Here is a 23,940-nt window from a genome sequence, read left to right as displayed (position 1 = left end):
TGTTTGGTCAATTTTTTGTTGTTCTTACATTATTGTGCTTTGGCTTACGTTATGCCTTGCTCACATGTGTATTTAGTGCCGCATTTATATTTTATCGTTGGGGGCATTGTTGGCCATCACTTGTCTTTACTGGCGAGGTAATATGGCTTTACTTTTTTTGTTGTCGCAGCGCTAAACCTTTATTTGTTAGGGGCCTTGTATACTGGTTACTAATAGGTACACCCCTTTTAGCTGTTTTTGGCTATTTTTTTGTGAAGCTCCCAGCCTTAGAAATTGCCACAGCTTTGGTTAAATATTTTTTAAATGCTGCCATTGTTTTAAGTGTGATTGATTTACTTAGCTTCTTCTTTTTAAAAAAATCTTGGCAAACTCGCGACCTATCCCTGTACAAAATTCTTAATTATATCGTTAGCTTACTTATTATATTGGTGGTGATTTTAACAACTATCGTGCTTACGAATAATCACTACTCGCGTATTGAATATGAAGTTAAATCGCAATTAGGAGAAAAATCGAAAGATATTGCGGCCAAAATCGATTTGTATCTGAATGACTATCGTCGAGGCGTAGTGCTTACCGCAAAAGCAATTGAGCAAGGAATTGATGAGGAGCTTGCGCTAAACCATTTAATGGGGCTGTACCCAAACTTACGTTCTTCTATTGTGAGTGATAATAAGGCTATTGCACGTATTTTTAATCCAATGAGTTTAAAAGAAAGCTTAAAAGATGATGCCCCCTCTATTGCCGACCGCGATTACTATATAAAAGGCAAAGACTCACCTAAAGGGTATATTTCAAATATATTTAAAAGTCGGGGATTAGGCAATGTGCCTATTGTTGGTGTGTCCGCTCCTATTTACAAAAATAGCGAGTTTCAAGGTATTGTTGAAGGCTCACTTGTTTTTGATTTTTTCTTTCGCTTTAGACCCATAATATTTGAAAACGACGGTGAGTTGATTGTTTTAGATGCGAGTAAACAAGTTGTATTTAGCACATTAGGCGATCACTATCGGGTATTGAATCAATTAAGCTCAATACAACTAGATGCTTTACGTGGTGACGAACGTGGTGTGATGGTAACAGAACTTGATGGAGAGCAGTATTATGTGCAATCTTATCTATCGGAGCAGCAAGGCTGGTATGTTGCAACATTATTGAAGCGAAAATATGCAAATTTAGTTGCAGCAAGCGCATGGGGACAGTCTTTATTTTTAGCATTAGTTGTGATTGCTTTGATCAGCATTTTTATAACTCAATTGAGCCGTTGGCTAGTGAGGCCAATAAAGCAGTTATCAGCCCAAATAGATGAGTTTGAGCCCACGGCAACGGCAACAACCATCGATAATCCTTATAATTCATGGCTTGAAGTGTTTAGTTTACAGCGTCAATTTGCAACACTTGCATTTAATTTGACGTCAAATTTTAGAGATTTAGAGCAAGTAAATAATGAAAATGAAGCACTAAATCAGCGTTTAAAAAACTTTAATGTGAGCTTGGAATTTCAAGTAAACGAAAAAACAGATGAGTTGATTAAAGCGGTTGCGCTGGCGAATAAAGCAAGTCAGGCTAAATCGCAATTTTTAGCAAATATGAGCCATGAAATACGCACACCACTTAATGGTATTATTGGCCTAACAGATATATTACTTAAAAATAAAGCAATAAACCAAGAAGGTAGTGAGCACCTTCAAATGATTCAACAAAGCGCAAACAATCTTTTACTGATCCTAAATGATATTTTAGATTTTTCTAAAATTGAAGCTGGCGCACTGAAACTCGATACAAGATCAGTCGATTTACATCAATTGTTAAATCAACTGACATTAGTATTTACCAATACAGGACTGCAAAAAGGCGTTGCTTTTACATTAGAGATTTCTGCCAATGTACCTCAAGTTATGGAGCTCGATCCTCTTAGGTTAAGTCAAATTGTGAACAACGTGCTTAATAATGCAGGTAAATTTACTAAAAGCGGTAAAATTGAAATGTCAGTTTCATATTTTGACGGCACGTTATCGTTGTCAATTAGTGATACGGGAATTGGTATTTCGGAAAAACAACAAAGTCAGCTATTTAAAGAGTTTACGCAGGCCGATATATCAACCACACGGCAATATGGTGGCACTGGGCTGGGGCTGGCTATTTGTAAGCGAATCGTAGAATTAATGGGCGGCAATTTAAAACTAAAAAGCAAAGAAGGTGAGGGAAGTTGCTTTACAATCGCTGTGCCGGTGAAAGTCGCGCAATTATCTGAGCCGGTTAATAATGAGCAACCTGTGCCTGATTTATCTGATTTTAATGTACTGCTTGTTGAAGATAATCCAATTAATCAGATGGTTATTTCAAAAATGGTTGGAGACACTGGGTGCTCATTACATATAGCGAGCGATGGCGAAAAAGCACTTGTGTGTTTAGAGACCATGAAAGCTGACATTATTTTAATGGACTGTCAGATGCCTAATATGGACGGTTTTCAGTGTACGCGTGCGATACGAACTCACCCTGAAAAGTATGCTGATGTAATTATTATTGCGATTACAGCAAATGCGTTTGAAGATGATCAAAAACGGTGTTTGCAGGTAGGCATGAATGATTTTATTGCTAAGCCAGTTGATAGAATATTACTTTATAAGTGTTTAAATAAATGGGTCGGAAAGCTAAAATCATGATCATTTTCGGTAATTTACTAACCGCGATTAGACGTTATTAATACTAGGGCGTGTTGACCTTTCGTGATTGATTTTGCAGCAGTCTATTTGGTATTTAGGCAAGACAGCGCCTATGTCGTGTGGTTGTTCCCCATAAATAGGCGATAACGCAGGAGCAGTTATCGAGCCCGCTAGGCTACAAACCTCGCGCCGCGATAAAATCGCCCCTAGATTGAACGAATTTCAATCCACAAAGGTCAACACGCTCTAGTTGTAAACCTTAAGTTTGAGGCTATTTTATTTCAGAAGCATTCGCTTCTTTTTTAAATGCTTTGTAGTTTATCAATCACGTTATTAATGTAGTCATCACTTAATAACTTATCAGCGGTAATTGGCCGTGCAAAATAATACCCTTGTAAATCATAACAACCAATGCGGTTTAAAAAGCGTATTTGTTCGATTGTCTCAACGCCTTCAGCAATACAATAAAGGTTAAGGTTTTCAGCAAGTGTATGAATGGTCTTTAATATTGATTCATTACCACTGTCTTGACCGATTTTACGAACAAAACTTTGATCGATTTTTATCACGTCGATTGGAAATTGATTTAAGTAGGTCAAAGACGAATAACCAGTACCAAAATCATCGAGTAATAATTTAAATCCTGCATTTCTGAGTGTTTGTAGCTGCTTTGCTGCTTTATTTTTATCATCAAGTAGCGTGTTTTCAGTAATTTCTAAACGCAGTTGTACAGGCTTTATATGGTGTTGAGTGAGAATGAACAATAAGCGCTCTGTTAAGTTGGATTTTAGTATATGTACTGGCGATAAATTCAGAGATAAATAAAAACGTGGGTTAGCACGTAACAAAGGCGCTAACTCTTTAAGTGCACGGGAAAGTGCTTGTTCGGTCAGTACATCAATTAGGCCTGTTTCTTCTGCAATAGGGATAAATTTAGCTGGGGAGATAAACTGGCCTTCATGTTGCCAGCGCATCAGTAGCTCCACACCTTTGATTTTTTTACTTTTTACATTCACAATTGGCTGATAGTTATTGAAAAGTAGATCATCTTTAAATGCATCCTTTAATGCATTTTCTAACAAGAGTTTTTGTGTAATTTGGTCATTCATTTGCTCAGTAAAAAACTTAAACCCATTACGCCCAGATTGTTTAGCATGCATCATTGCGATGTCAGCATGTCGGATCAATTGATCTGCGGTTTTTGCATCAAAGGGATAAAGAGCAACACCGATACTTGCTGATATGTTAATGGCAAAATCATCAATAACAACCCTTTTAGCGAGTTCGATAGTAAGTGCTTTGACTTGTGCGCTAAGTGCCTGAGGTGAGTTGAGGTTATTTACTAAGAGCAAAAATTCATCACCACTTTGACGGCCTAAAACTCCATCGCTATCTAACATCGCATTGACTCTTTGCGTAATATCGCATAGTAGCTGATCGCCTACCGCGTGACCAAATGAGTCATTTACAGGTTTAAATTTGTCTAAATCTATAAATAACAATGCTGATAAAGTTTGACGCTTATCGGCATCTTTTATTGCACGATTGATTTTTTGATACATCAGTGTGCGGTTAGGGAGCTTAGTTAATGGATCGTAATTAGCTAAGTACCTAAGTTTGTTTTCTGCTCTTTTTTGCTCAGTTAGATCAGATATAACCACGACATAATAACTGACGAAGTCACTGTCTTTAGCAACAGCAGTAATACTAATGTGAATTGGGTGCGATGGGTTTGTTCTGGTTTTTATGTATGCATCACCACGCCAGTTTTGTCGGGGTTTTAGTGAATTTAGTATCTTAATGTAATCGGCGTATTGTTGTTTGCCTAACGCAGCTAAAAACCCTTTTAAATTTAAAGTTGCGGGGCTTGAATCAACAGAAAAAGCATCTGCAAAACTGTTATTAACAGAAAAGGGGAGTAATTGATGATCTAAGATTAACAACCAATCATTTATTTGACTAAATGCTTCACCTAAAACCGCTGCTTGCTGCGCTGTTGCACGACTTTCTGTGATATTTGTATATATACCCGATACACGAATTGGTTTTTTATTTTCATCGGTTTCAATGACTTCCCCAATATCTTGATACCACAGCCAGTGGCCTAATGCGTGCTTTAAACGGTATGTCGCTTGCCATTGTTGCTGGTTTTTTTGTTCTAGGAATGCAGCCCAATCCAAGCTTAACTGGCGCTTGTCATCAGGGTGAATTAACGCAGTAAATTGTTCAAAACTGTGTGTATGGGGTAGGGTTTCATACCCTAGCTCGTGCTTTACTCGGTGCTGAGTGGCGCTGCGCGTTAAAAAGTTTACTTCCCACACGCCACTTTTACTGCTAGATAACGCAAGCTCAGTTTGCTGTTGCGAGTCGAGTATTTTATCGTGAGCTAGTTTTATCGTTTGTTGCCGTGATCTATATTGCCAAAAAATAATAAATAATATAAAGAGTCCAATAATAAAATAAAGGCTGATTGCAAGAGGAGAGCGCCACGGTGCGTATGCAATACTAAAATCCAGAGTTCGGGTTTTACCCATTCCAGAACCATGTATATGGTATGCGGAAATGGATAATTGATAATCGCCAGGAGGGAGTTTAGTAAAAAAAACATTATTATTTTTTATTTTTTCATAACTAAAAGGGCTTGGGCCTTGTAAAGACACTTTATAGTGTGTTTTGTCTATATGCTGAAAATTAAAATTCGAAAAACTGACTTCTAAACCCATATCTTCGGAGTTTAATTGTAGCGGTTGTTCACTATATTTTAATGGGTGGTAGTCGAGTGGACGAGAAAATAACGATATATCAGTAATTTCAGTTGTAATATTTTGTTGGTCACTTGGTACAGATAAAAAATCTTGCGGGGCTAAAGTTAACAACCCTAACGTTGTGCCAAATGCCAGTCTCCCATCACTTAACTGAGTATGTGAATCAACATTGAATTCATTAACGGTTAAACCATCACTAACAGTGTAAGTATCAATTTGCATTGAACTTAAGTTGAGCCGGTACAAGCCATTTTGACTACTTACCCATAAAAAACCAAAAGGATCTATCTGTAAAGCGAAGATCGATTTTGTTTTTAGACCGCTGGCGAGATTGACTCTGTATTTTTCTTCATAGGTATTAGCATCTAAGCCTATTAAGCCTTCTTGAGAAGAAGCAAGCCAAAGGATATTGTTATAGTCCAGTACCCAATCATCAATCGTAATATAGGAAAGCGGATTATAATTTTTAACTTCGTAGAGTAAAGTTAACCTTTCACGCTTTTCATTATAACGATAAAGTGCACCAGAGACGCTTATGAGATGATCATCAGGATAGGTATTAAGAGGTTTTAAAAATCTATGCACGTTAATAGGATCAAGTTGCTCCTTGAGGCCCCTAATGGGGCGTGTGTTACCTGTTTTACCATCGTAAATATAAAAATCTTTTTCGCTAAAAAATGCAAATGTATCTGTTTGAATTTGGTAGTAACCATATGTTGGTCCTTCGGTCAAAATATTCTGGGTGATCCCTTGCATTGGAGTTGGAAGCAGTTGTTCTGTTTGTTTATCAAACAAAGCTAGGCCATTATAAAGCAATAGCCATAAAAATCTGTTTGGTTCGTTTAGCTCGGCAGGGGCAATGCCATATACGCTATATTGTCCATAAAATGCTTTTGTATCTGCTGTTGCTAGGTAAGTTTTGGTAATACCCGCTTTTTCATTAATGCGTGTTAAACCGTTATTAGTACCTAGCCAAAGTGCATTAGTGTCATCTTGAAAAACAGATAATACGACATTACTATGTAATTTATCTCGACTTGTAATTTCGATGTTATTAAAACGACGAGCAAACGTTGACCACGTAAAAACACCTTGTGAGCGAGATGCAAGCCACATTAATCCTGTTTTATCTACCATGACATCTAAAATAGTATTATCGGTCATGTTAAATTTACTTTGATCGAACCGCAGTATAAATAAGCTTTGATTAGTGTGACGGTCATATTGATATAAGCCATCTTGAGTGACAACAAACTCACCAAAGGGTGTATTTATATAATCCCAAATATTGTGATGCGGTATTAGCGTTTTTATATTTGCAAAGTCGAACTGGCTATTTTTATCGAGTGAAATGCTATAAAAGCCTTCAACAGTACCAACCATCAAACCTAATTGAGGGTCTACATGTAAGAACTTTATATTATTATTATCTTCATTTAGTTTGTCTTTGCTCAGCAGTGGGATTTTGGTGATGTGATCATCAATCAAAGATTTAGAATACAAGCCATTGCTCGTTGCTATGTAAATAAAGTTATTATGAATAGTTAATGCACGAACAAGGTGTTCAGGTTTATTTATTGAAAATGTATGTGTGAAGGTGCTGTGTTTACTATCAAACGTATAAACGTGGTCATTGATAGCGTAATAAAAAAGAGTCCCTCTTTGTTTAACCGCATTAATAGGAGAGTAACGTTTATCTTCTTCACTTAGTTTTCCTGAATAAACCTTTCTGGTGACGAGTGTTACCGGGTTAATAAGAAAAGCCCCTGAATATTCTGTTGAGACAAAAATCTCATCACTTTCGGTGGCAAATAGGAATAAAATCGATGCTTGGTCTAACCCTTGCTCACCCGTGAATGTTTTTACCTGATATCCATCGAAACGGTTGAGTCCTTGTTTTGTACCAATCCAAACAAAGCCAAGATGATCTTGTAATGTGTTGGTGACGTAACCTTGAGATAAACCCTCATCAGGGGAGAGACGTTGCAGTTGTAGCGCATAATTTTGAGCATGTGAAGTAGTGCTGTATAAAATGCAGAGTAAGGCGAATAAAATGAAAACAACAATATGCAAACGCACTTATAAGGCTATCCCAATAATGAAGCTAAAATTATGTTAGTAGAATGCTAAATATAGCATAAGAATTTATAGTTTAATTAAAGAATTAGTGATAAATGATAAAAGGGTTATGATTAAGTTTGGCCCCAATAAAATAAGGAGTGTATTATGCGTCATTTCTACAATGTACAAGCGTCTCAAAGTGTTCTCTTAGTAGTGGATATTCAAGAAAAACTGCGCCCCGCAATGTTGCATTATCAAACTGTGGTAGACGTTACCAGCCAATTAATACAGGCAGCACAATTGCATTCGATTCCTATCGTGTTTACACAACAATATAAACAAGGTCTAGGTGATACCGAACAACAATTAAAAACACTCGCACCCAATGGTAACTATTTTGATAAAAGTCATTTTAGTGCGTGTTTGGAGCCTAATTTCATTCCTTTAATGAAAAAATATAATCGCCCACAAATTATTGTAGTAGGTATGGAGGCTCATGTATGCGTATTGCAAACGTGTTTGGATTTAATCGCGCATGGTTTTGATATTTTTATACTATTAGACGGTGTGAGCTCGCGAAATGATTTACATCGCGATTTGGCTGTAGAACAATTGCGCCAAGCAGGGGCTGTGATCAGTTGTGCTGAGAGTGTTATTTTTCAGTGGACAGAAGTTGCAGCAACGCCACTTTTTAAAAAGATCCTTAAAATAGTGAAATAATTCGAAAAAACTCTCAGAAGGGCTCGCATGCTCGGCATCTGATAGCTTTGTTGAGTTAGTGATATCAAACTTACTCGCAGGTTTTAATAGTGAATTAGTTATTTCAGATGCAAAGGGCTGTTACTGTATTAGTTAACGTGTAATCAAAATAACAGAAGAGTTAGCGTTAATGCACACTAGTCACTGTAGATAGGGCCTTTGCGTATAAATATTTGCGTAGATCCATAATTTTTTGTGTTGAACTTTATAAGTCTTATCCTCTAATAGTCTTTGAAGATCGCTGTTACTCATTACAATCGCTATTTACGGTAATTGTAAATCACAACTTAATCGTTATTGATATTTTTAGTAGGCTCGCTCTTGTCGTTAAAGTGAAGAAGTTAGCTATTAGCATGTTGTTAGCGCCCTTGTAGCAGTCACATCAGAATTAGTAGAACATTATAAATTTCCTATCATTAATTGAGACTAAATATCGTCTGCTTTTAAAAATCAACACCTTGCAAAAGAAGCAATAAATAGTAAAAAAATTGTACAAATAAATATTGATAACTATTTTCGTTTAGATTAATATGTATTTACTAAATGTTATTGAGAGTGGTTTGTATTCATGTATATCTGTTTATGTCATGGTGTGACAGATAAAAAAATTGAACAAGCAATTGACGAAGGCGCGACTACGATGCGAGAGCTAAGTAAAGAGCTGAACGTTGGCAGCCAATGTGGAAAATGCTGTGGTTGTACAAAAAAAATTCTCAATCGCAAATTGATTCAAATAGCTGATATCACCGACCAAGTTGCTTAATATTGTTTCGATTAAAGTACATATAAAAAAAGCAGCCAAGGCTGCTTTTTTTAGTATCAGATAATGTTACATCTGCGACTGTAAGTAGTTTTCAATGCCTGCGCTCTTAATCAGCAGCTGTTGTGTTTCTAACCAGTCAATTTGCTCTTCTTGTTCAGTTAAAATATTATCTAGCGCTTCGCGGCTAATATAATCTTTTTTACTTTCAGCAAGTTTAATCGCTTCTTTTAAATCAACAAGTGAATCAAGTTCAAAACTCATATTGGCTGCAATCATTTCTTCGCTATTTTCACCAATACGTAAACGACCTAAATCCTGTAGATTTGGTAAGCCTTCTAAAAATAAGATACGCTCAATTAAACGGTCTGCATTTTTCATTTTTTGAATTGAAGTTTTGTAGTCTGCTTTGTCCAGCACACTAAAACCAAAATCTTTAAACATACGTGCATGTAAAAAATACTGATTTATTGCCACAAGCTCATTGGCTAGTATCTTATTTAATGCAATAAGAACGTCTTTATCACCTTTCATATTTTAGCTCCTATTCGCCCATTTGTGATTGGTGATAGTTTTGGCTACCAATTTTATCAATCAAACCAAGTTGTTGTTCAAGCCAGTAAACGTGATCTTCTTCAGTATCAAACAATAGCTTTTCAAGTATTTCACGTGATTGGTAATCTTTTTCTTCTTCACATGTTGCAATAACATCTTTAACACAGGCAACTACTTCGAGTTCAAGTGTTAGATCATTTTGCATCATAGATTTTACATCATGACCAATAATAAGATCACGACGTTTAGTCATATTTGGTACACCCTCTAGGAACAAAATACGTTTGATTAGCCAATCAGCGTGGTCTTTCTCTTCTTCCATTTCGTGATTCAGGCGTACATAAAGTTTATCTAGGCCCCAATCATCATACATACGAGAGTGGATAAAATACTGATCGATTGCAGCAAGTTCATTTGCTAACAACCTATTGAAGCTGTCGATAACTTTTTGATTACCTTTCATAATGGCGTACCTTTAAATCATAATTGTGACAAGTTTAGTCTATATCGACATAAATGCAAGTATTTTCCTTTTAAATCATATGGTTAATATTGAGTTTGATTCTCGTTTAAATTTGCGTTAATGGTTGGTTTATGAACAGTTTTGTATTTGCATTTCTCTTTTAAGTGAGGCCAACAGTGACACGCTAAAAGATGACCATTAAAAAAGTCGCTATAAACCCAATCCATAATGTGCCATTTGCTCGCCACTTAAAAACAATGAAGGCTTGATAGAGCATGGCGATAAAAAATGTAAGTTCTAGTAATAATTGAACAGGAAAAACTAAAATGACATAAAGTTTAGCGTAGCTCGATGCGCTTGATGAGCTTATTTGATCATTTAGCATTGAAGTTATTGCGTATTCAAAGCCCAAAAAGCAGAGGTGGTTTATTATTAAGATAGACAATACAAACTTCATCGTGCAGTCCTTTTACACTTGTTGATTAATAAGTGTAAAAGCGATTATCGGAAAAATAAAGTTTGCGGGGTATTTAGTCCATCAAAAGTGCTTAGTGTACCTTTTGTGCCAAAAAGTAAAGATCGTTGATAGTAAAAAATACAGGCGTTAATGCCATTAACGACCATAGTGTTCGTATACCCAAGCCACCAATGTTAAATTTATACTTAAAGTTACATACCCCTGCGTTGTTAGCTTGCCCTTTATAGCAATCATAGCTTGTAAGTATTTTGCCTGTATCGCCCAGCTAAAGTAAAAATAATTAATGAGTTATTGGATATTAAGCCTATTCATGACACGTATAAGCTTGCGTCTTGTAGTATTTAATGCCTTAATATATTAACAATAAAAGTTGAGTTAAAACCGAAGGTTGGGATAGGGAAAGCAATGAAAAAAAGTGTGTTAGATAGTAAAGTGCAGTCAATCCGAAGTAAGTTGATTGTTACTTTTATTATAATCTCTTTAGCACCTTTATGTTTACTTTCGTGGTTCAGCTTTATACACGTTACTAATTCTCTGGATAAAAGTGCCCGCATAGAGCTCAGAGAGCTAAGTAGTATTGGTAAACAATTTGCAGATATTTGGTTTGCAGATCATATAAAAGATTTATATTTATTAAACGAACAATTACGTCACAGCCCACTTCATAAACAATTATTAGTTAACGAATTTGTAGGGCGCTATGATTTTGTAAATCAAATTCATATACTCGCAAACCCTATTAATACCCCAATCCCTGTCACAGATGGTTTATTTTCTCATTTGCATCAAGATCAACTCATTCCTATGTTGGCTCAAATTGAACAAGGTAAACCGAGTGTGTTTGTGTCTGTGTTAGGTGAAAAAGCCCATAATCACTTTATTGCTTTGCCAATGGGTGAAGGGGATCAACGTTTAAAATCGATTGTTCTTGTTGACGTTAACTTCCAAGGCCTACTTAAAAACTTAGCGCATATACATGATATAAACGAAAAGCTTACATTTTATATTATTAAAAATGGTGAATTGGTTCAAAACACTGATACTGATGGCGGGCTGAGCTTTACTGAAAATTTGACTGATGAGCAACCATTAGACAAGGTGTTTAGTTATACCAAAACGGATGGTGCAAAATATTACGCCATTTTAAGTGATTTAGACTTTTTAAACGCCACAGGTTGGCAACTCGTGGTAGAAAAACCCGCTGCAGTGATGCTTGAAGGTGCTACTGAATATAAAAAGCTTGCAGTATGGTTAAATGGTTTTGCATTACTGGTTATTTTGATGCTTTCATGGTGGTTTGGTCGACGCCTATCAAACCCATTAATAGTACTGGCGAATGCAACAACGCAAGTGACGCAGGGACTTAGAGAAAATATTCCGATCCTCAATGACTCTAGTGAATTAAACCAATTATCCATTGATTTAGAGCAACTGATAACGGTAAAGGCGCAGCATCAAACACGATTACAAGAGCAAAGTGCTGCATTACAGCTTGCCTTAAAAGAATTAGCGGAACAAAAAAGTGCATTAGATGAGCATGCGATTGTGGCCGTGACCGATATAAAAGGGACTATTTCTTTTGTTAATAAAAAGTTTTGCGAAATAAGTGGCTATGAAGAAGCTGAATTACTGGGCCAAAATCATCGAATATTGAATTCAGGAACTCACTCAAGAAGTTTCTTTGAAAATATGTACAACACGTTGGAAAAGGGTAATGTTTGGCATGCGCAGATCTGTAACCGTAATAAAAGTGGCGCGTTATATTGGTTAGATACAACAATAGCGCCATTTTTAAATGAACAAGGCAAACCGCAAAGTTATATCGCTATTCGTACTGATATCACAAGCTTAAAACTTCAAGAAATGGAGTTAGAGCAGCATAAAACACAACTAGAGTTGGTACTAGATAGTACCGCAGTGGGTGTATGGGATTGGTACATTGATACAAGTAAGGTTTACTTTAACAATCGTTGGGCTGAAATAATTGGTTATGATTTAAAAGAGCTTGAACCAACGACGATTAATACTTGGCTAGATAATGTTCACCCAGATGATGCTATCGTATCAGAGAAAAAACTAACTGAGCACTTTTGTGGTCAATCTGACAACTATGTTGCCGAATCACGTATGAAGCACAAAAATGGTCAATGGGTTTGGATTTTAGATACAGGCCGTGTTGTTGAATGGAATAGCGACGGCACACCAAAACGTATGATTGGAACTCACTTAGATATTACGGCACACAAGGAAACTGAATATCAACTTCAGCAAAGTCGCGATAGATTTGCGTCTTTGGTGGGCAATATTCCAGGCATTGTTTATCGATGTAAACATGATAAGCAATGGACAATGCTATATATGAGCGACCAGACTAAAGCGATTACCGGCTATGAGCCTTTTGATATTGTAGATAACTACCAATTAAGTTTTGCACAAATAGTGCACCCTGACGATGTTCAACACATTGAAACAGTAATAAATGAACAGGTTGCACTCAAACTGCCTTGGTCTGTGGAATATAGGCTGATTGCACTAGATGGTAACGTCCATTGGGTACATGAAAAAGGTCAAGGAGTATATGATTCACAAGGGAATGTACTTTATCTAGACGGTTTTATTTTAGATATAACTGAGCGCTACAATACTCAATTGCAATTATATCGTCAGCAAAGTTTACTCGAAACAATGAGTAAGCAAGGGCAAATTGGTGCATGGGAAGTCGACTTAGAAGCGAATACGATTTATTGGTCTGAAGAAGTCAAAGCTATTCACGAAGTAAGTGATGATTTTGAGCCAGTCATAACCCAGGCACTAGACTTTTATAAGGAAGGCGAACACCGAGACAAAATTAGTGAACTGTTCGAAAATGCGGTTATTCGCGGCGATAGTTGGGATGTTGAACTGATCATCATTACACAAACAGGTAAAGAGCGTTGGGTTAAATCGATAGGGCAAGTTGAATTAAAAGATGAACGCTGTGTTCGTGTTTATGGTTCTTTTCAAAATATAGATACCTACAAACGATTAGAGTTAGAAAGTGAAAAAACCAACCAATATAATACTAATTTAGCAAGTATAACGGTTTCTCCTGACGTATTAGCGGGTGATTTTAGCGCGGTTAAAGATTTAGTCGCACAATCTATGTGTGATGTACTTAACGTGCAGCGTGCATCTGTATGGATATTAGAGCGCGGCACCAATAAAATGCATTGCGTGAGTTTATATGTAGATGGCTCTGGTTTTGCGCAAGATACTTTATGTTTAGATATCACAGCGTACCCTGATTATTTTAAAGCGATATTTGAAAATGGCTTAGTCGCAATAGATAACGTGGACACTCACCACGCATCATTAGATTTTGTAAAAGATTATTCAAGGCCGTTGAATATCAAATCGATGTTGGATGCAGTGATCTCAACAGGTGAAGGGATTTTAGGTGTCTTGTGTGCTGAGAGTGTTGGAGAACAGCATAATTGGAGCCAAAATGAAGAAACTTATTTGCGTTCTTTAGCTACATTGGTTGGCAGTGTTTTGATGTCGCAAAGTCGTAAGAAAACAGCGGAAGAATTAAAAGTTGCACTTGCCAAAGCAAATGATGCTGCACTTGCTAAAAGTCAGTTTTTAGCAACTATGAGTCATGAAATACGTACGCCAATGAATGGTGTACTGGGCATGTTAGAGCTCATTGAGCTTGAACGATTAACCAAACCTGTTGAAACTAAAGTGGGGATTGCTAAAAATAGTGCGCATTCACTTTTATCCGTGATCAATGATATTTTAGATTTTTCAAAAGTCGAAGCAGGTAAAATTGATTTAGAATCAATTAATTTCAATGCCAGAGACTTGATTGGTGAGGTAGCTGAATCGCAGGCGCTAAAGGCGCAAGAAAAACAAATAGAGATTATTCTCGATTTAGTCGCTTTAGTGCCATCTCAGTTCAAAGGTGACCCTGGGCGAATACGCCAAGTGTTGACAAACTTACTTAGCAATGCAGTAAAATTCACTTCTCAAGGGGAAGTTGTTATCACTGCAGCTGTGCAAAACATTGATCAACAGTACCAATTGAGCATCAAGGTCAAAGACTCGGGTATTGGTATACCGCTTGCCAAGCAGCAAAGTTTGTTTAGCCCATTTTCACAAGTGGATGCCTCGACTACGCGTGAATACGGCGGCTCAGGTTTAGGTTTAGCCATATGCAAACAGTTATGTGAGTTGATGGGCGGGGCTGTTACCTTGTACAGTGAAGTTGGCAATGGCTGTGAATTTACGGCGACAGTTATGCTAGAGTTAGGCACCGAACAAGAACGCAGTATTCCAACAATAGATATGCATAAATTACGTGTTCTGGTTGTGGATGATAATGAAACAAACCGGTTGGTAATTAGTCAACAATTGGCCCACTGGGGGGCATCGGTTGCCTTAGCTTGCGATGCTGAACAGGCTTTGGCTATGTGCCAAACGTGTATTGATAATAAAGACCCCTTGTATGATATCGCAGTACTGGATATGCAAATGCCTAAAATGGATGGGATCCAATTGTGCCGATTGTTAAAAGCAAACGAGCATTTTAAAGCCATGCCTTTAGTTATGATGACGAGTATTGCAGGATTAGAAGGCGCGCAGCGCTATAGTGATGCTGGTTTCCAAGCGTATTTTCCAAAGCCAATCACCACGGCCGATTTAATTTCTGCAATGGCAGTGATCACTGATAAAGATAAAGCACTTGATTTACCAATGATAACCTCGGGTTATATTTCTTCATTGCGCAACACTAAACAGGATCCAACACATCATTTATTGTTAGTTGAAGATAATTTGATCAATCAAAAAGTGTCTCAACTTATGTTGAGTAAATTAAATTATCAGGTAACGTTGGCTGAAAATGGCCAAGAAGCGGTTGATATTTTGGCACAAAAGCCCGCACACTTTTTTGATTTGGTGCTTATGGATTGTCAAATGCCGATTATGGATGGCTTTGATGCAACACGTTCAATACGTCAAGGTAATGCAGGTATAAAGCATCAAGAAATCACTATTATTGCATTAACTGCTAATGCAATGGATGAAGATAAAGAGTTGTGCTTAGCGTCAGGTATGGATGATTATCTTACCAAGCCGATTCAGTTACAAACCCTCAAAGAAAAGCTTGAACAATATCATTGAGCTTTTTATTCCAACAGATACTCACATACAAAGGTGACCTCAGTACATGACTAATTCTACATCGATAATATTACGCGATGCGTTACCAAGCGACGCTGCGACTATTTTGCATTTTATTACCGAACTGGCAATTTATGAGAAAGAGCCTGATGCAGTTAAAACAGATGAACAAGCTATTTTAAAAACATTATTCAGTGATGGCGCAACAGCCCATAGCGTTATTTGTTTAGATGGCGATGAACCGATTGGCTTTGCTGTTTACTTTTATAATTATTCCACGTGGCTTGGCAAAAATGGCCTGTATTTAGAAGATTTGTATGTGAGCCCCGATAGCCGCGGTAAAGGAGCGGGTAAACTCATTATGCAACATCTTGCACGCCAAGCCATAGCAAAAGAGTGTGGCCGTTTTGAATGGGTGGTTCTTGATTGGAATAAGCCGGCAATTGATTTTTATAATAGCATGGGCGCTGAGCCTCAAAATGAGTGGATAATTTATCGTTTAACTGGTCAAGCATTAATAGATTTCGCAGAAAATAAATGACAATATAAATAAAAATCATTTGTATTAAGTTGTGATGGTGTGTAGATTATGCACATCATTTAATTTTGCGCAGGTGATTTTTATGGCACATCCCCAGCTTAGTAATAAAGCCGAACTTCCACAGGTAGATCAAGCACTCAGCCCTTGGCAATCTAATATAATGGCGGGTAATTATGCGTTTGAACGTGGTGCCTTGTTGGAAGCGCGCGATAAATACACCACCGCACATACTTTAGCATCTCACTTATTAAGTCAGTTTAGTCAAGCACAAACGTGCCAGTCAGTCATTGCAGCCATAGAGCATTGTTGCCCTGCGCTGGTTGTGGCGGCACATAATTTAGCTGACACTTATCGAGCGATGAGCCAATCAGATGAAGCTTGCCAGTGGTTATGTGATGTTCATATAACACTGAGTCATTTAATTGAGCACCCTTGTAATACCATACGCACCGTGGTTGCTCATCATCATCACAAAACGTATACAGAGCTTGTGCAATTTGCAAAAAGCCACAGCCACTGCCCGCAACTAATTGAAAAAATTAACCACACTTTAAGTTATACCCCGGATCATACTGCCACAGTACATTGATCACGTTACGCAAGCCCAAAGGAGCAATTATGGCGTTTATATTACCCGCGTTACCTTACGAATATGATGCATTAGAGCCGTACTTAGATGCAAAAACTATGGAGATTCACCACACATTACACCATCAAACTTATATTAATAAAGCCAATGCTGCATTAGAAAATACTGAGTATGCTAATACGGATGTGCATGAGCTATTACGTAATATTGATACAATAGCAAGCCCATTAAATAAGGTTGTGCAAGAGCATGGTGGCGGTCACGCAAACCACTCGTTATTTTGGACTGTTATGAGTCCAAATGGTGGGGGAGAGCCCACAGGTACTTTATTTGATGCTATCACTGAGCAGCTTGCAGGCTTTGACAGCTTTAAAGAGGCATTTACCGCTGCGGCAGTCAGTCGTTTTGGCAGTGGTTGGGCATGGTTAAGTGTGACTGCAGATAAAACGTTAATCGTGGAAAGCAGCTTAAACCAAGACAGCCCTTTAATGCATGGTAATACACCTATTCTTGGTTTAGACGTATGGGAACATGCATACTACTTGAAATACCAAAATCGCCGCCCAGAATACATCGCCGCTTTTTATAATGTGATTAATTGGAATGAAGTGGAACGACGTTATCTAGACGCTATTTCATAACATTTTATTGAGTGCCGAAAATGGCTAGTAATGTATGGTTTTTCACGTAATCTAATTGATAGATAAAGTTAGTTATGAGAGCTCCATGGATAATAGCCATTGGCAACGTGCCCGTCAAAGTCGCGATCATCGCTTTGACGGCGTATTTTTTATTGCGGTAAAAAGTACCGGTATTTATTGCAGACCAATTTGTCCCGCCCCCACGGCCAAAGAACACAATGTTCAGTACTATCAATATGCGCATAGTGCTGCACAAGCAGGGTTTAGGCCTTGCATACGATGTCGCCCTGACAGTGCCCCAGGTAGTGGCGCATGGCAAGGAACCAAAACCAGCGCATTACGTGCAAAATACTTAATTGATCAAAACTTAATCCAGCCACAAAATTGTGAACACCTCGCTGCGCGGTTAGGTGTTAGCAGCCGCTATTTACGTCGCTTATTTATGCAGTATTTTGGTATTTCAGTCACCCAGTATCGACTATTTAATCAATGCCATTTTGCTAAAAAATTACTGCAAGAAACACATTTACCCGTATCGCAAATTGCGTTTTCATCGGGCTTTAGCAGTATCCGCCGTTTTAATGATGCCTTTTTACAGCAGCTGCATATTTGCCCCAGTAAAATGCGCGCAACTAATAAACCAATTAACCCCACATTGACGATCAAATTGCCTTTTAGGCCACCCTATAATTGGGCTGCATTACATCAGTTTTTAGCGCGCAGGCTTATATCACCTATGGAATGGTTAAGTGATAATAGTTATGGACGAAGTTTTAATACGCATGGTTGTAAAGGGCAATTTACGGCTGAGTTTATTGAACAAAAACATCATTTTTTAGTATCAATAGATATTGATGAACCGCGTTATTTACACCCCATTTTAACTCAGATACGCCGTATACTTGATTTAGATGCGGATACTACATTAATTGAAGATCACCTTGAGACACATACTCACGGCGCAATTAAATTAACAACAGGGTTACGATTACCGGGTATTTGGTCAACGTTTGAGGCGGGCATTCGGGCTGTGCTAGGTCAGCAGGTGAGTGTAACGGCTGCACACAACTTAGTGGCGCAATTAGTTCAAGCATTAGGTGAAAAAGAGCAAGACCGTATTTATTTTCCTCACCCGCAAGCGGTTGCAAACAGTGAGTTAGATTTTTTTAAAATGCCGCAGGCTCGTAAAAACGCATTACGTGCGCTAGCCCAATTTTGTGCTGATAATCCTGATTGCGAACAGTTGGATGAATGGTTAGGGTTAAAAGGTATAGGCCCCTGGACGGTCAATTACGCAAAACTTAGGGGGCAAAGCCAGCCTGATATTTTACTCGCGGGTGACTTGGGAGTAAAAAAAGCGCAAGCAGCAGCAAAGCCCTTTAATGATGAACTGTGTGCACCATTTCGTTCATATTTAACATTTCAACTATGGCAGCAATTATTATGAGTATTGTACAAATTAAGATCGCCAGCCCACTCGATGACATTATAATTCAAGCGACTGAGCAAGGAGTGAGTTATGTTGGCTTTTACCCGGCAAAAGAATACCCAGAACAGATATTGAAAGATGTAAATAATATTCATATACATCAGTGCATAAGTCAGCTTGATGAATACTTTAATGATACGCGGCGCACTTTCACTATTAACTTAGATACCAAAGGCACTGATTTTCAAAAAAGTGTATGGCAGGCATTGTCAAATGTGCCATTTGGGCAAGTACAAAGTTACAGCGATATAGCTCGCGCTATTGGTAACCCAAAGGCGGTACGAGCTGTGGGTGCTGCAAATGGTAAAAACCCTATTAGCATAATAGTGCCGTGTCATCGAATTATTGGTGCCAGTGGAAAGTTAACTGGCTACGCTGGTGGGCTTGAGCGTAAACAATGGTTACTTAAACACGAAGGTTACCCAAGTCAGGGGTGATGTTATGGGTTATTTGATGTAGCATTAGCGCACTTTTTATTGGTAGGCATTTTTATGGCTCAGCTGTATTTTTATTATTCTGCGATGAATGCAGGCAAATCCACCACATTATTACAATCAGCATTTAATTACCGCGAACGAGGTATGGAGCCCGTAATATTAACGGCTGCCATAGATAATCGCGCGGGTGTGGGTAAGGTGTCATCACGTATAGGGCTTGAGGCTAAAGCGCATATTTTTGATGCAAATAAAGATGTATTTGACTTAATAAAATCATTAAACAGCGAAAAAAAGCGCCATTGTATACTTGTCGATGAATGCCAATTCTTATCAAAAGAACAAGTCATGCAATTGACCGATGTAGTGGATTACTTGGGCATTCCTGTGTTGTGTTATGGGCTGCGTAATGATTTTAGAGGCGAGTTATTTAGCGGCTCTCAATATTTACTCGCATGGGCTGATAAACTGATTGAATTGAAAACGGTATGCCATTGCGGCCGTAAAGCTAATCATGTATTGAGAACAGACGAAGATGGCAATGCAATTGCCGATGGCAACCAGGTAGAAATAGGCGGCAACGACCGATATGTATCAGTGTGCCGCAAGCATTATAAAGCAGCGTTAAATATGGAGCGCTTGATATCACCTCAATAAATGTATCAATGTTGGCTCGAGTAATATCCAAATGCGTAACTAAACGTAAGGTTTTACTCGGGCTTATTAAAATTCCCCGCTCTTTTAACACCAGAGCAATGGTATTAATATCGATGTGATCAGCAACATTGATGTATTGTCCGAACTCTCAAATTTAACAGTCAATATTGAGGGATTACATGAATAAATATTCGTGGGGATCCCTCAGGTTTGGGTATACATCATCCCCCAGAGGTGCACTGAACATCACGTTACGCATTGCATCGCAAGGTCTTGTGACTGTATCAGAACGAAAATCGATCATGGTGTCTCCATGGGTGTAAATTCTTGGCAAATTTCTTTGCGAGTTGCTTCGTCAAAATAGCTCCAAGCAATAAATCGACTTACTTTTTGACCTTGAGCCATTTCAATTATTTTAACATCTGCAACTGGGTGCTTAGCGAGTTCATTTTGCAGTGTTACCAAAGTTTCTTTTTTAGACACCAATGATGTAAACCATAGGCACTGCTCTGCAAATAAAGCACTTTCTGTGATCATGGTCGTAATAAATTGTGCTTCACCGCCTTCACACCATAGTTCGTTATTTTGGCCACCAAAATTTAAATTAGTTGTCGGGGTTTTGCCCAAATTACGCCATTTACGATCACTGCCTTGTTTCGCTTCTTGTTCGCTGGCATGAAATGGTGGGTTACATAGTGTTAAATGAAATAAATCTTTGGCATTGATAATGCCCTGAAAAATATGCTCAGGCTGTTTTTGAACTTTCACAGTGATTTTACGATTATTAAACTGCACTATTTGTTTGGCTAATTTTACAGCCGCAGGATCAATATCGCTGCCTGTCATGCTCCAGTTATACTCGTGGCTTGCAAGTAATGGGTAGATAATATTTGCGCCGGTACCAATATCAAGGGCTTTTACTTGCCGACCTTGTGGGATCGCGCCTTGGTTGTCGGCGGCTAATAAATCAGCTAAGTAATGGATATAATCAGCGCGTCCAGGGACTGGTGGGCATAAGTTATGCTCAGGGAAGTCCCAAAAGTCGACCTTGTAATATGCTTTTAGTAGCGCTTGGTTAAGGGTTTTGACTGCTTTATTATCACTAAAATCAATACTCTTTTCGCCATACTGAGTGAGTGAAACAAAGACATTTAATGCAGGTTCAACCGTTATAAGGTGATCAAAGTCGTAACCTTGGTTATGGCGATTTCGTGGATGTAGTTTGGCTTTTTTAGGCACTGATTTCATTATTGATAGCTAGCAGAGTAAACAGGGTGATTAGTTTAACAGATATTTATTTTAAGGTGTAAATATCCCTAAGCCTCCCCAGTATACAAAATTCATCATTTCATCGGGGACTTAATATCAAGGCCTTACTTTACAATCAATGCCTTGTCTAAATTGTTTTTAATTCCAATGACGTTCGCATCTTGAGGTCATTTGGTATACATGCTTATATTAGCGTGTATTTACTGGTAGGATGAGTTGGGCTTTAAAAATAATAATAGGTAATTTGATGACAATTAAACAAGAGTCGGTTTTTATTAAATTAGCCGACCAACAAACGTTGCATTTACGACGTATATATAACCCAAATAGCCAAGGCCCCGCAGTGTTATTTGTGCATGGTGCAGTTGAAAATGGCAAAATTTTTTATACACATAGTAATAAAGGAGTGGCTCCATTTTTAGCTGAGCAAGGGTATGTTTGTTATGTGGCTGACTTACGTGGTCGAGGCGAAAGTAAACCGGGTATTTCAAAGCATGCGCATTATGGTCAAACAGAGGCGATTACCGAGGATATACCCGCTTTTATAGATAAAATAGCTGAACTAGAAGGCAAGCCACCTGCATATTGGGTTGCTCATTCGTGGGGAGGCGTATTGATGAACAGCGTATTTGCTCGATTTCCGCACTATATTGCGGATGTTAAAGCGTGTGCGTATTTTGGTACTAAACGCTCATTGTATAATCATCACCCTAAAAAGTATTTTCAAGGAAATGTTATTTGGTACTTTTTAGCGCCAATTTTAGCTAACAAGCATGGCTACTTACCGGCTAAAAAACTTAAATGGGGCAGTGATGATGAGACTAAAAAATCGCATTATCAAAGTATGCAATGGGCAAAGAAAAAACCGTGGATTGACTCTGATGATGGCTTTGATTACGGCGCGGCTGTGAGTGAGATGCACTTGCCACCGACACTGCATATTGCAGGTGTTAAAGATAAGGCGCTTGCTCAACCTATTGATATTCAAAAGTTCATTGATGAGTCAGGTAAAGGCGTGCAAGACTTACGTATTTATGGACGTAAGCACGGCCATCAATTTGATTATGATCACATTAATATGCTGACTCATCCTAACGCAAAAGCGGATCAATTTACCGATTTAGTTAATTGGTTTGCTGCGTATTAAGCAATTGACGCAACGGGGCTTCAAAACGTTTCCAACGTTCAACGGCCTTGTTATTTAAGGGCTGGCGTATTGCGTGTTTACTTAGTGTGGAAACTGGTTTTTTAGATTTATAAAAATCCAGACATTGGGGCTCAAAATTACAGCCTAAAAATCCAAATAATTGACTGAGCTGTTCTTTCGGGTTGCTAACTAATTGCTCGTACTCAAGTGTAAAAATCGCATTGGGTAGAGCATTGTGCCAATGTGCCATAAGTGTTTGGTAAAGATCATAGTAAGTTTTAAACTCAGGTACTGAGCAAAAATAAGGCTCATTTTCTGCAAAGTAGTTACTAAATACAGACCAAGCTGTGGCGTTAAAATCACGTTTTAAATCAATAAATTTGGCATTGGGGAATAAGCGCTTAATGAGTCCTAATGATTGATAATTAGCTGGTAGTTTATTGACCATAAAAGCGCGGATTGGCTTCGCTTGTTTAAGCCTATTTGTATAAATAGCACGGCCTTGTTCAATTAATGTGGGCGTTAAGGCTGTTAAACATTCTGGGTAGGGAAGCTTCGTTTGTTGCTCAATAAATGCCACGACATGATTACTGATACTGGTATCTTCGCCAATACTGGCAAACTCACTATGACTTGCTAAAATTTGCTCAAGTAAGGTTGAGCCGGATCTCGGCATACCAATTATAAACACCGGTGTAATAGTGCCTTTAAATCCTTTTTCTATATTCGTAAACAAGGGAGCTGGATTATGCGCAATAATTTGCTGATAAAATGCGGTTAATTCATCTGTATTAAAATCACTTAGCTGGCGTTGTAGCTTATTTGCAAGGGTATAGTAATTGGTTGCCTGTTCAATATCATCTAGTTGATCGTAGCTTTTTGCTAATGCGTAATAGCAGATCATTTTTAAGTGTAGGTTATTTGTTTGCGTTAAAAGATGATGCAAATTACTGGTATAATTATGTTGCTTATCAAATCGTCCTAATTGCACTAATTCAAGTAAAATATACGCTGTAACTGGGTAGAGCCCAAGGCTGAGCGCTTGCGCAAAAGTGGTGTGTGCTTTATCAAGCTCCCCATGGGTTAAGTAATGCTGGGCAAGATAATAGTGTGGCTCAGGGTTATGACTTGCCAATGCTTTTGCGTATTCAAGTACTTTAAGTGCATCATTGGGGGAGTTTACGCCGTTAAATGCGTCCGCTAAGGCATGCAATGGCTCAAGCATGTTTGGCAATCGTTCACAGGATCTTTGTAGTAAATATACTGCGGCATCAAAACGTTCTAACCTAAGTGCAATACGGCCAAGGCCAAACAAAGCTTCACCGTTTTGGGGATCCGTATCGAGTAAGGTTTTAAAGTGAAATTCAGCTTCTTTTAAACGGTTGTCGGCAAGTAATTGGTTGGCTTTTTTTAGCAGCATACATTATAGCTATTTGTTTTTTAGTTACTATAAAACGAAAAAGGCGAAATGTCTTGAGCATTTCGCCTGCGTCTTTTAAC

Annotated in this window: 16 protein-coding genes and 2 pseudogenes; 12 read left to right on the top strand and 6 right to left on the bottom strand. The window is 38.1% G+C overall.

Going from position 1 to position 23,940, the window contains the following annotated elements; all coding sequences use genetic code 11:
- The first annotated feature begins 251 nt into the window (after nucleotides 1-251).
- Complete coding sequence (locus A7967_RS08395) at nucleotides 252-2,669, top strand: hybrid sensor histidine kinase/response regulator (protein ID WP_331458699.1); 2,418 nt, start codon at nucleotides 252-254, stop codon at nucleotides 2,667-2,669.
- A gap of 302 nt (nucleotides 2,670-2,971) precedes the next feature.
- Here A7967_RS08395 and A7967_RS08390 read toward each other — a convergent pair whose 3' ends face one another.
- The gene (locus tag A7967_RS08390; RefSeq protein WP_064435628.1) at nucleotides 2,972-7,513 is read right to left on the bottom strand and encodes an EAL domain-containing protein; all 4,542 of its coding nucleotides are present in this window, start codon (nucleotides 7,511-7,513) and stop codon (nucleotides 2,972-2,974) included.
- A 147-nt stretch (nucleotides 7,514-7,660) separates the two neighbouring features.
- Between A7967_RS08390 and A7967_RS08385 the strand changes: the two genes are divergently transcribed.
- From A7967_RS08385 to A7967_RS08380, 3 genes and pseudogenes are all read left to right on the top strand, one after another.
- The gene (locus tag A7967_RS08385) at nucleotides 7,661-8,215 is read left to right on the top strand and encodes an isochorismatase family protein (protein ID WP_054205005.1); all 555 of its coding nucleotides are present in this window, start codon (nucleotides 7,661-7,663) and stop codon (nucleotides 8,213-8,215) included.
- A 25-nt stretch (nucleotides 8,216-8,240) separates the two neighbouring features.
- Nucleotides 8,241-8,351, top strand: a pseudogene (locus A7967_RS23320) (DUF6436 domain-containing protein); the annotation flags it as partial.
- Nucleotides 8,352-8,822: 471 nt separating this feature from the next.
- Nucleotides 8,823-9,017: a (2Fe-2S)-binding protein gene (locus A7967_RS08380; protein WP_054205004.1), complete on the top strand. Its 195-nt coding sequence runs from the start codon at nucleotides 8,823-8,825 to the stop codon at nucleotides 9,015-9,017.
- A gap of 66 nt (nucleotides 9,018-9,083) precedes the next feature.
- Here the strand turns inward: A7967_RS08380 and bfr (A7967_RS08375) are convergent, their stop codons facing one another.
- Together bfr (A7967_RS08375) and bfr (A7967_RS08370) are read right to left on the bottom strand one after the other, a co-directional pair.
- Nucleotides 9,084-9,548: a bacterioferritin gene (bfr, locus tag A7967_RS08375; protein WP_054205003.1), complete on the bottom strand. Its 465-nt coding sequence runs from the start codon at nucleotides 9,546-9,548 to the stop codon at nucleotides 9,084-9,086.
- 10 nt (nucleotides 9,549-9,558) lie between these two features.
- The gene (gene bfr / locus A7967_RS08370; protein WP_054205002.1) at nucleotides 9,559-10,032 is read right to left on the bottom strand and encodes a bacterioferritin; all 474 of its coding nucleotides are present in this window, start codon (nucleotides 10,030-10,032) and stop codon (nucleotides 9,559-9,561) included.
- Between the two features lie 883 nt (nucleotides 10,033-10,915).
- On the opposite strand from bfr (A7967_RS08370), the gene A7967_RS08360 reads away from it, so the two are divergent.
- From A7967_RS08360 to A7967_RS08330, 7 genes are all read left to right on the top strand, one after another.
- Nucleotides 10,916-15,673, top strand: a complete 4,758-nt coding sequence (locus A7967_RS08360; protein WP_054205000.1) for a PAS domain-containing protein — start codon at nucleotides 10,916-10,918, stop codon at nucleotides 15,671-15,673.
- Nucleotides 15,674-15,719: 46 nt separating this feature from the next.
- On the top strand, nucleotides 15,720-16,214 hold the full coding sequence (locus A7967_RS08355; protein WP_054204999.1) for a GNAT family N-acetyltransferase: 495 nt from the start codon (nucleotides 15,720-15,722) through the stop codon (nucleotides 16,212-16,214).
- Between the two features lie 82 nt (nucleotides 16,215-16,296).
- Complete coding sequence (locus tag A7967_RS08350; protein WP_054204998.1) at nucleotides 16,297-16,803, top strand: DUF2753 family protein; 507 nt, start codon at nucleotides 16,297-16,299, stop codon at nucleotides 16,801-16,803.
- A gap of 29 nt (nucleotides 16,804-16,832) precedes the next feature.
- Complete coding sequence (locus tag A7967_RS08345; RefSeq protein ID WP_054204997.1) at nucleotides 16,833-17,444, top strand: superoxide dismutase; 612 nt, start codon at nucleotides 16,833-16,835, stop codon at nucleotides 17,442-17,444.
- 85 nt (nucleotides 17,445-17,529) lie between these two features.
- A complete protein-coding gene (locus A7967_RS08340) occupies nucleotides 17,530-18,891 on the top strand; it encodes a DNA-3-methyladenine glycosylase 2 family protein (protein ID WP_054204996.1) in 1,362 nt (453 codons plus the stop codon).
- Entirely contained in the window at nucleotides 18,888-19,370 is a 483-nt protein-coding gene (locus A7967_RS08335) for a methylated-DNA--[protein]-cysteine S-methyltransferase (RefSeq protein ID WP_054205068.1), read from the top strand. Before A7967_RS08340 ends, A7967_RS08335 begins: the two co-directional genes overlap by 4 nt.
- A 54-nt stretch (nucleotides 19,371-19,424) precedes the next feature.
- Nucleotides 19,425-20,024, top strand: a complete 600-nt coding sequence (locus A7967_RS08330) for a thymidine kinase (RefSeq protein WP_054204995.1) — start codon at nucleotides 19,425-19,427, stop codon at nucleotides 20,022-20,024.
- A 214-nt stretch (nucleotides 20,025-20,238) separates the two neighbouring features.
- On the opposite strand, the pseudogene A7967_RS22990 reads toward A7967_RS08330, so the two are convergent.
- Nucleotides 20,239-20,328 (bottom strand): annotated as a pseudogene (locus A7967_RS22990) (beta-eliminating lyase-related protein); the annotation flags it as partial.
- Complete coding sequence (gene rlmF, locus A7967_RS08325; RefSeq protein ID WP_054454021.1) at nucleotides 20,325-21,272, bottom strand: 23S rRNA (adenine(1618)-N(6))-methyltransferase RlmF; 948 nt, start codon at nucleotides 21,270-21,272, stop codon at nucleotides 20,325-20,327. The gene rlmF and the pseudogene A7967_RS22990, both read right to left, overlap by 4 nt.
- Nucleotides 21,273-21,540: 268 nt before the next feature.
- Between rlmF and A7967_RS08320 the strand changes: the two genes are divergently transcribed.
- Nucleotides 21,541-22,440, top strand: coding sequence for an alpha/beta fold hydrolase (locus A7967_RS08320; protein WP_054204993.1), 900 nt, complete (start codon nucleotides 21,541-21,543; stop codon nucleotides 22,438-22,440).
- Here A7967_RS08320 and A7967_RS08315 read toward each other — a convergent pair.
- Nucleotides 22,418-23,860, bottom strand: coding sequence for a tetratricopeptide repeat-containing sulfotransferase family protein (locus A7967_RS08315; RefSeq protein ID WP_054204992.1), 1,443 nt, complete (start codon nucleotides 23,858-23,860; stop codon nucleotides 22,418-22,420). The two genes, A7967_RS08320 and A7967_RS08315, sit on opposite strands and share 23 nt — an antisense overlap.
- Between the last annotated feature and the right edge of the window lie 80 nt (nucleotides 23,861-23,940).

The sequence above is a fragment of the Pseudoalteromonas neustonica genome (assembly GCF_001653135.1).
Classification (GTDB): domain Bacteria; phylum Pseudomonadota; class Gammaproteobacteria; order Enterobacterales; family Alteromonadaceae; genus Pseudoalteromonas; species Pseudoalteromonas neustonica.
This window is presented reverse-complemented; position numbering and strand designations above follow the sequence as displayed.

Coding starts and splice junctions, on each gene's coding strand:
- A7967_RS08385 (WP_054205005.1), top strand. CDS start 7,661: ATGCGTCATTTCTACAATGTACAAGCGTCTCAAAGTGTTCTCTTAGTA.
- A7967_RS08380 (WP_054205004.1), top strand. CDS start 8,823: ATGTATATCTGTTTATGTCATGGTGTGACAGATAAAAAAATTGAACAA.
- bfr (WP_054205003.1), bottom strand. CDS start 9,548: ATGAAAGGTGATAAAGACGTTCTTATTGCATTAAATAAGATACTAGCC.
- bfr (WP_054205002.1), bottom strand. CDS start 10,032: ATGAAAGGTAATCAAAAAGTTATCGACAGCTTCAATAGGTTGTTAGCA.
- A7967_RS08360 (WP_054205000.1), top strand. CDS start 10,916: ATGAAAAAAAGTGTGTTAGATAGTAAAGTGCAGTCAATCCGAAGTAAG.
- A7967_RS08355 (WP_054204999.1), top strand. CDS start 15,720: ATGACTAATTCTACATCGATAATATTACGCGATGCGTTACCAAGCGAC.
- A7967_RS08350 (WP_054204998.1), top strand. CDS start 16,297: ATGGCACATCCCCAGCTTAGTAATAAAGCCGAACTTCCACAGGTAGAT.
- A7967_RS08345 (WP_054204997.1), top strand. CDS start 16,833: ATGGCGTTTATATTACCCGCGTTACCTTACGAATATGATGCATTAGAG.
- A7967_RS08340 (WP_054204996.1), top strand. CDS start 17,530: ATGGATAATAGCCATTGGCAACGTGCCCGTCAAAGTCGCGATCATCGC.
- A7967_RS08335 (WP_054205068.1), top strand. CDS start 18,888: ATGAGTATTGTACAAATTAAGATCGCCAGCCCACTCGATGACATTATA.
- A7967_RS08330 (WP_054204995.1), top strand. CDS start 19,425: ATGGCTCAGCTGTATTTTTATTATTCTGCGATGAATGCAGGCAAATCC.
- rlmF (WP_054454021.1), bottom strand. CDS start 21,272: ATGAAATCAGTGCCTAAAAAAGCCAAACTACATCCACGAAATCGCCAT.
- A7967_RS08320 (WP_054204993.1), top strand. CDS start 21,541: ATGACAATTAAACAAGAGTCGGTTTTTATTAAATTAGCCGACCAACAA.
- A7967_RS08315 (WP_054204992.1), bottom strand. CDS start 23,860: ATGCTGCTAAAAAAAGCCAACCAATTACTTGCCGACAACCGTTTAAAA.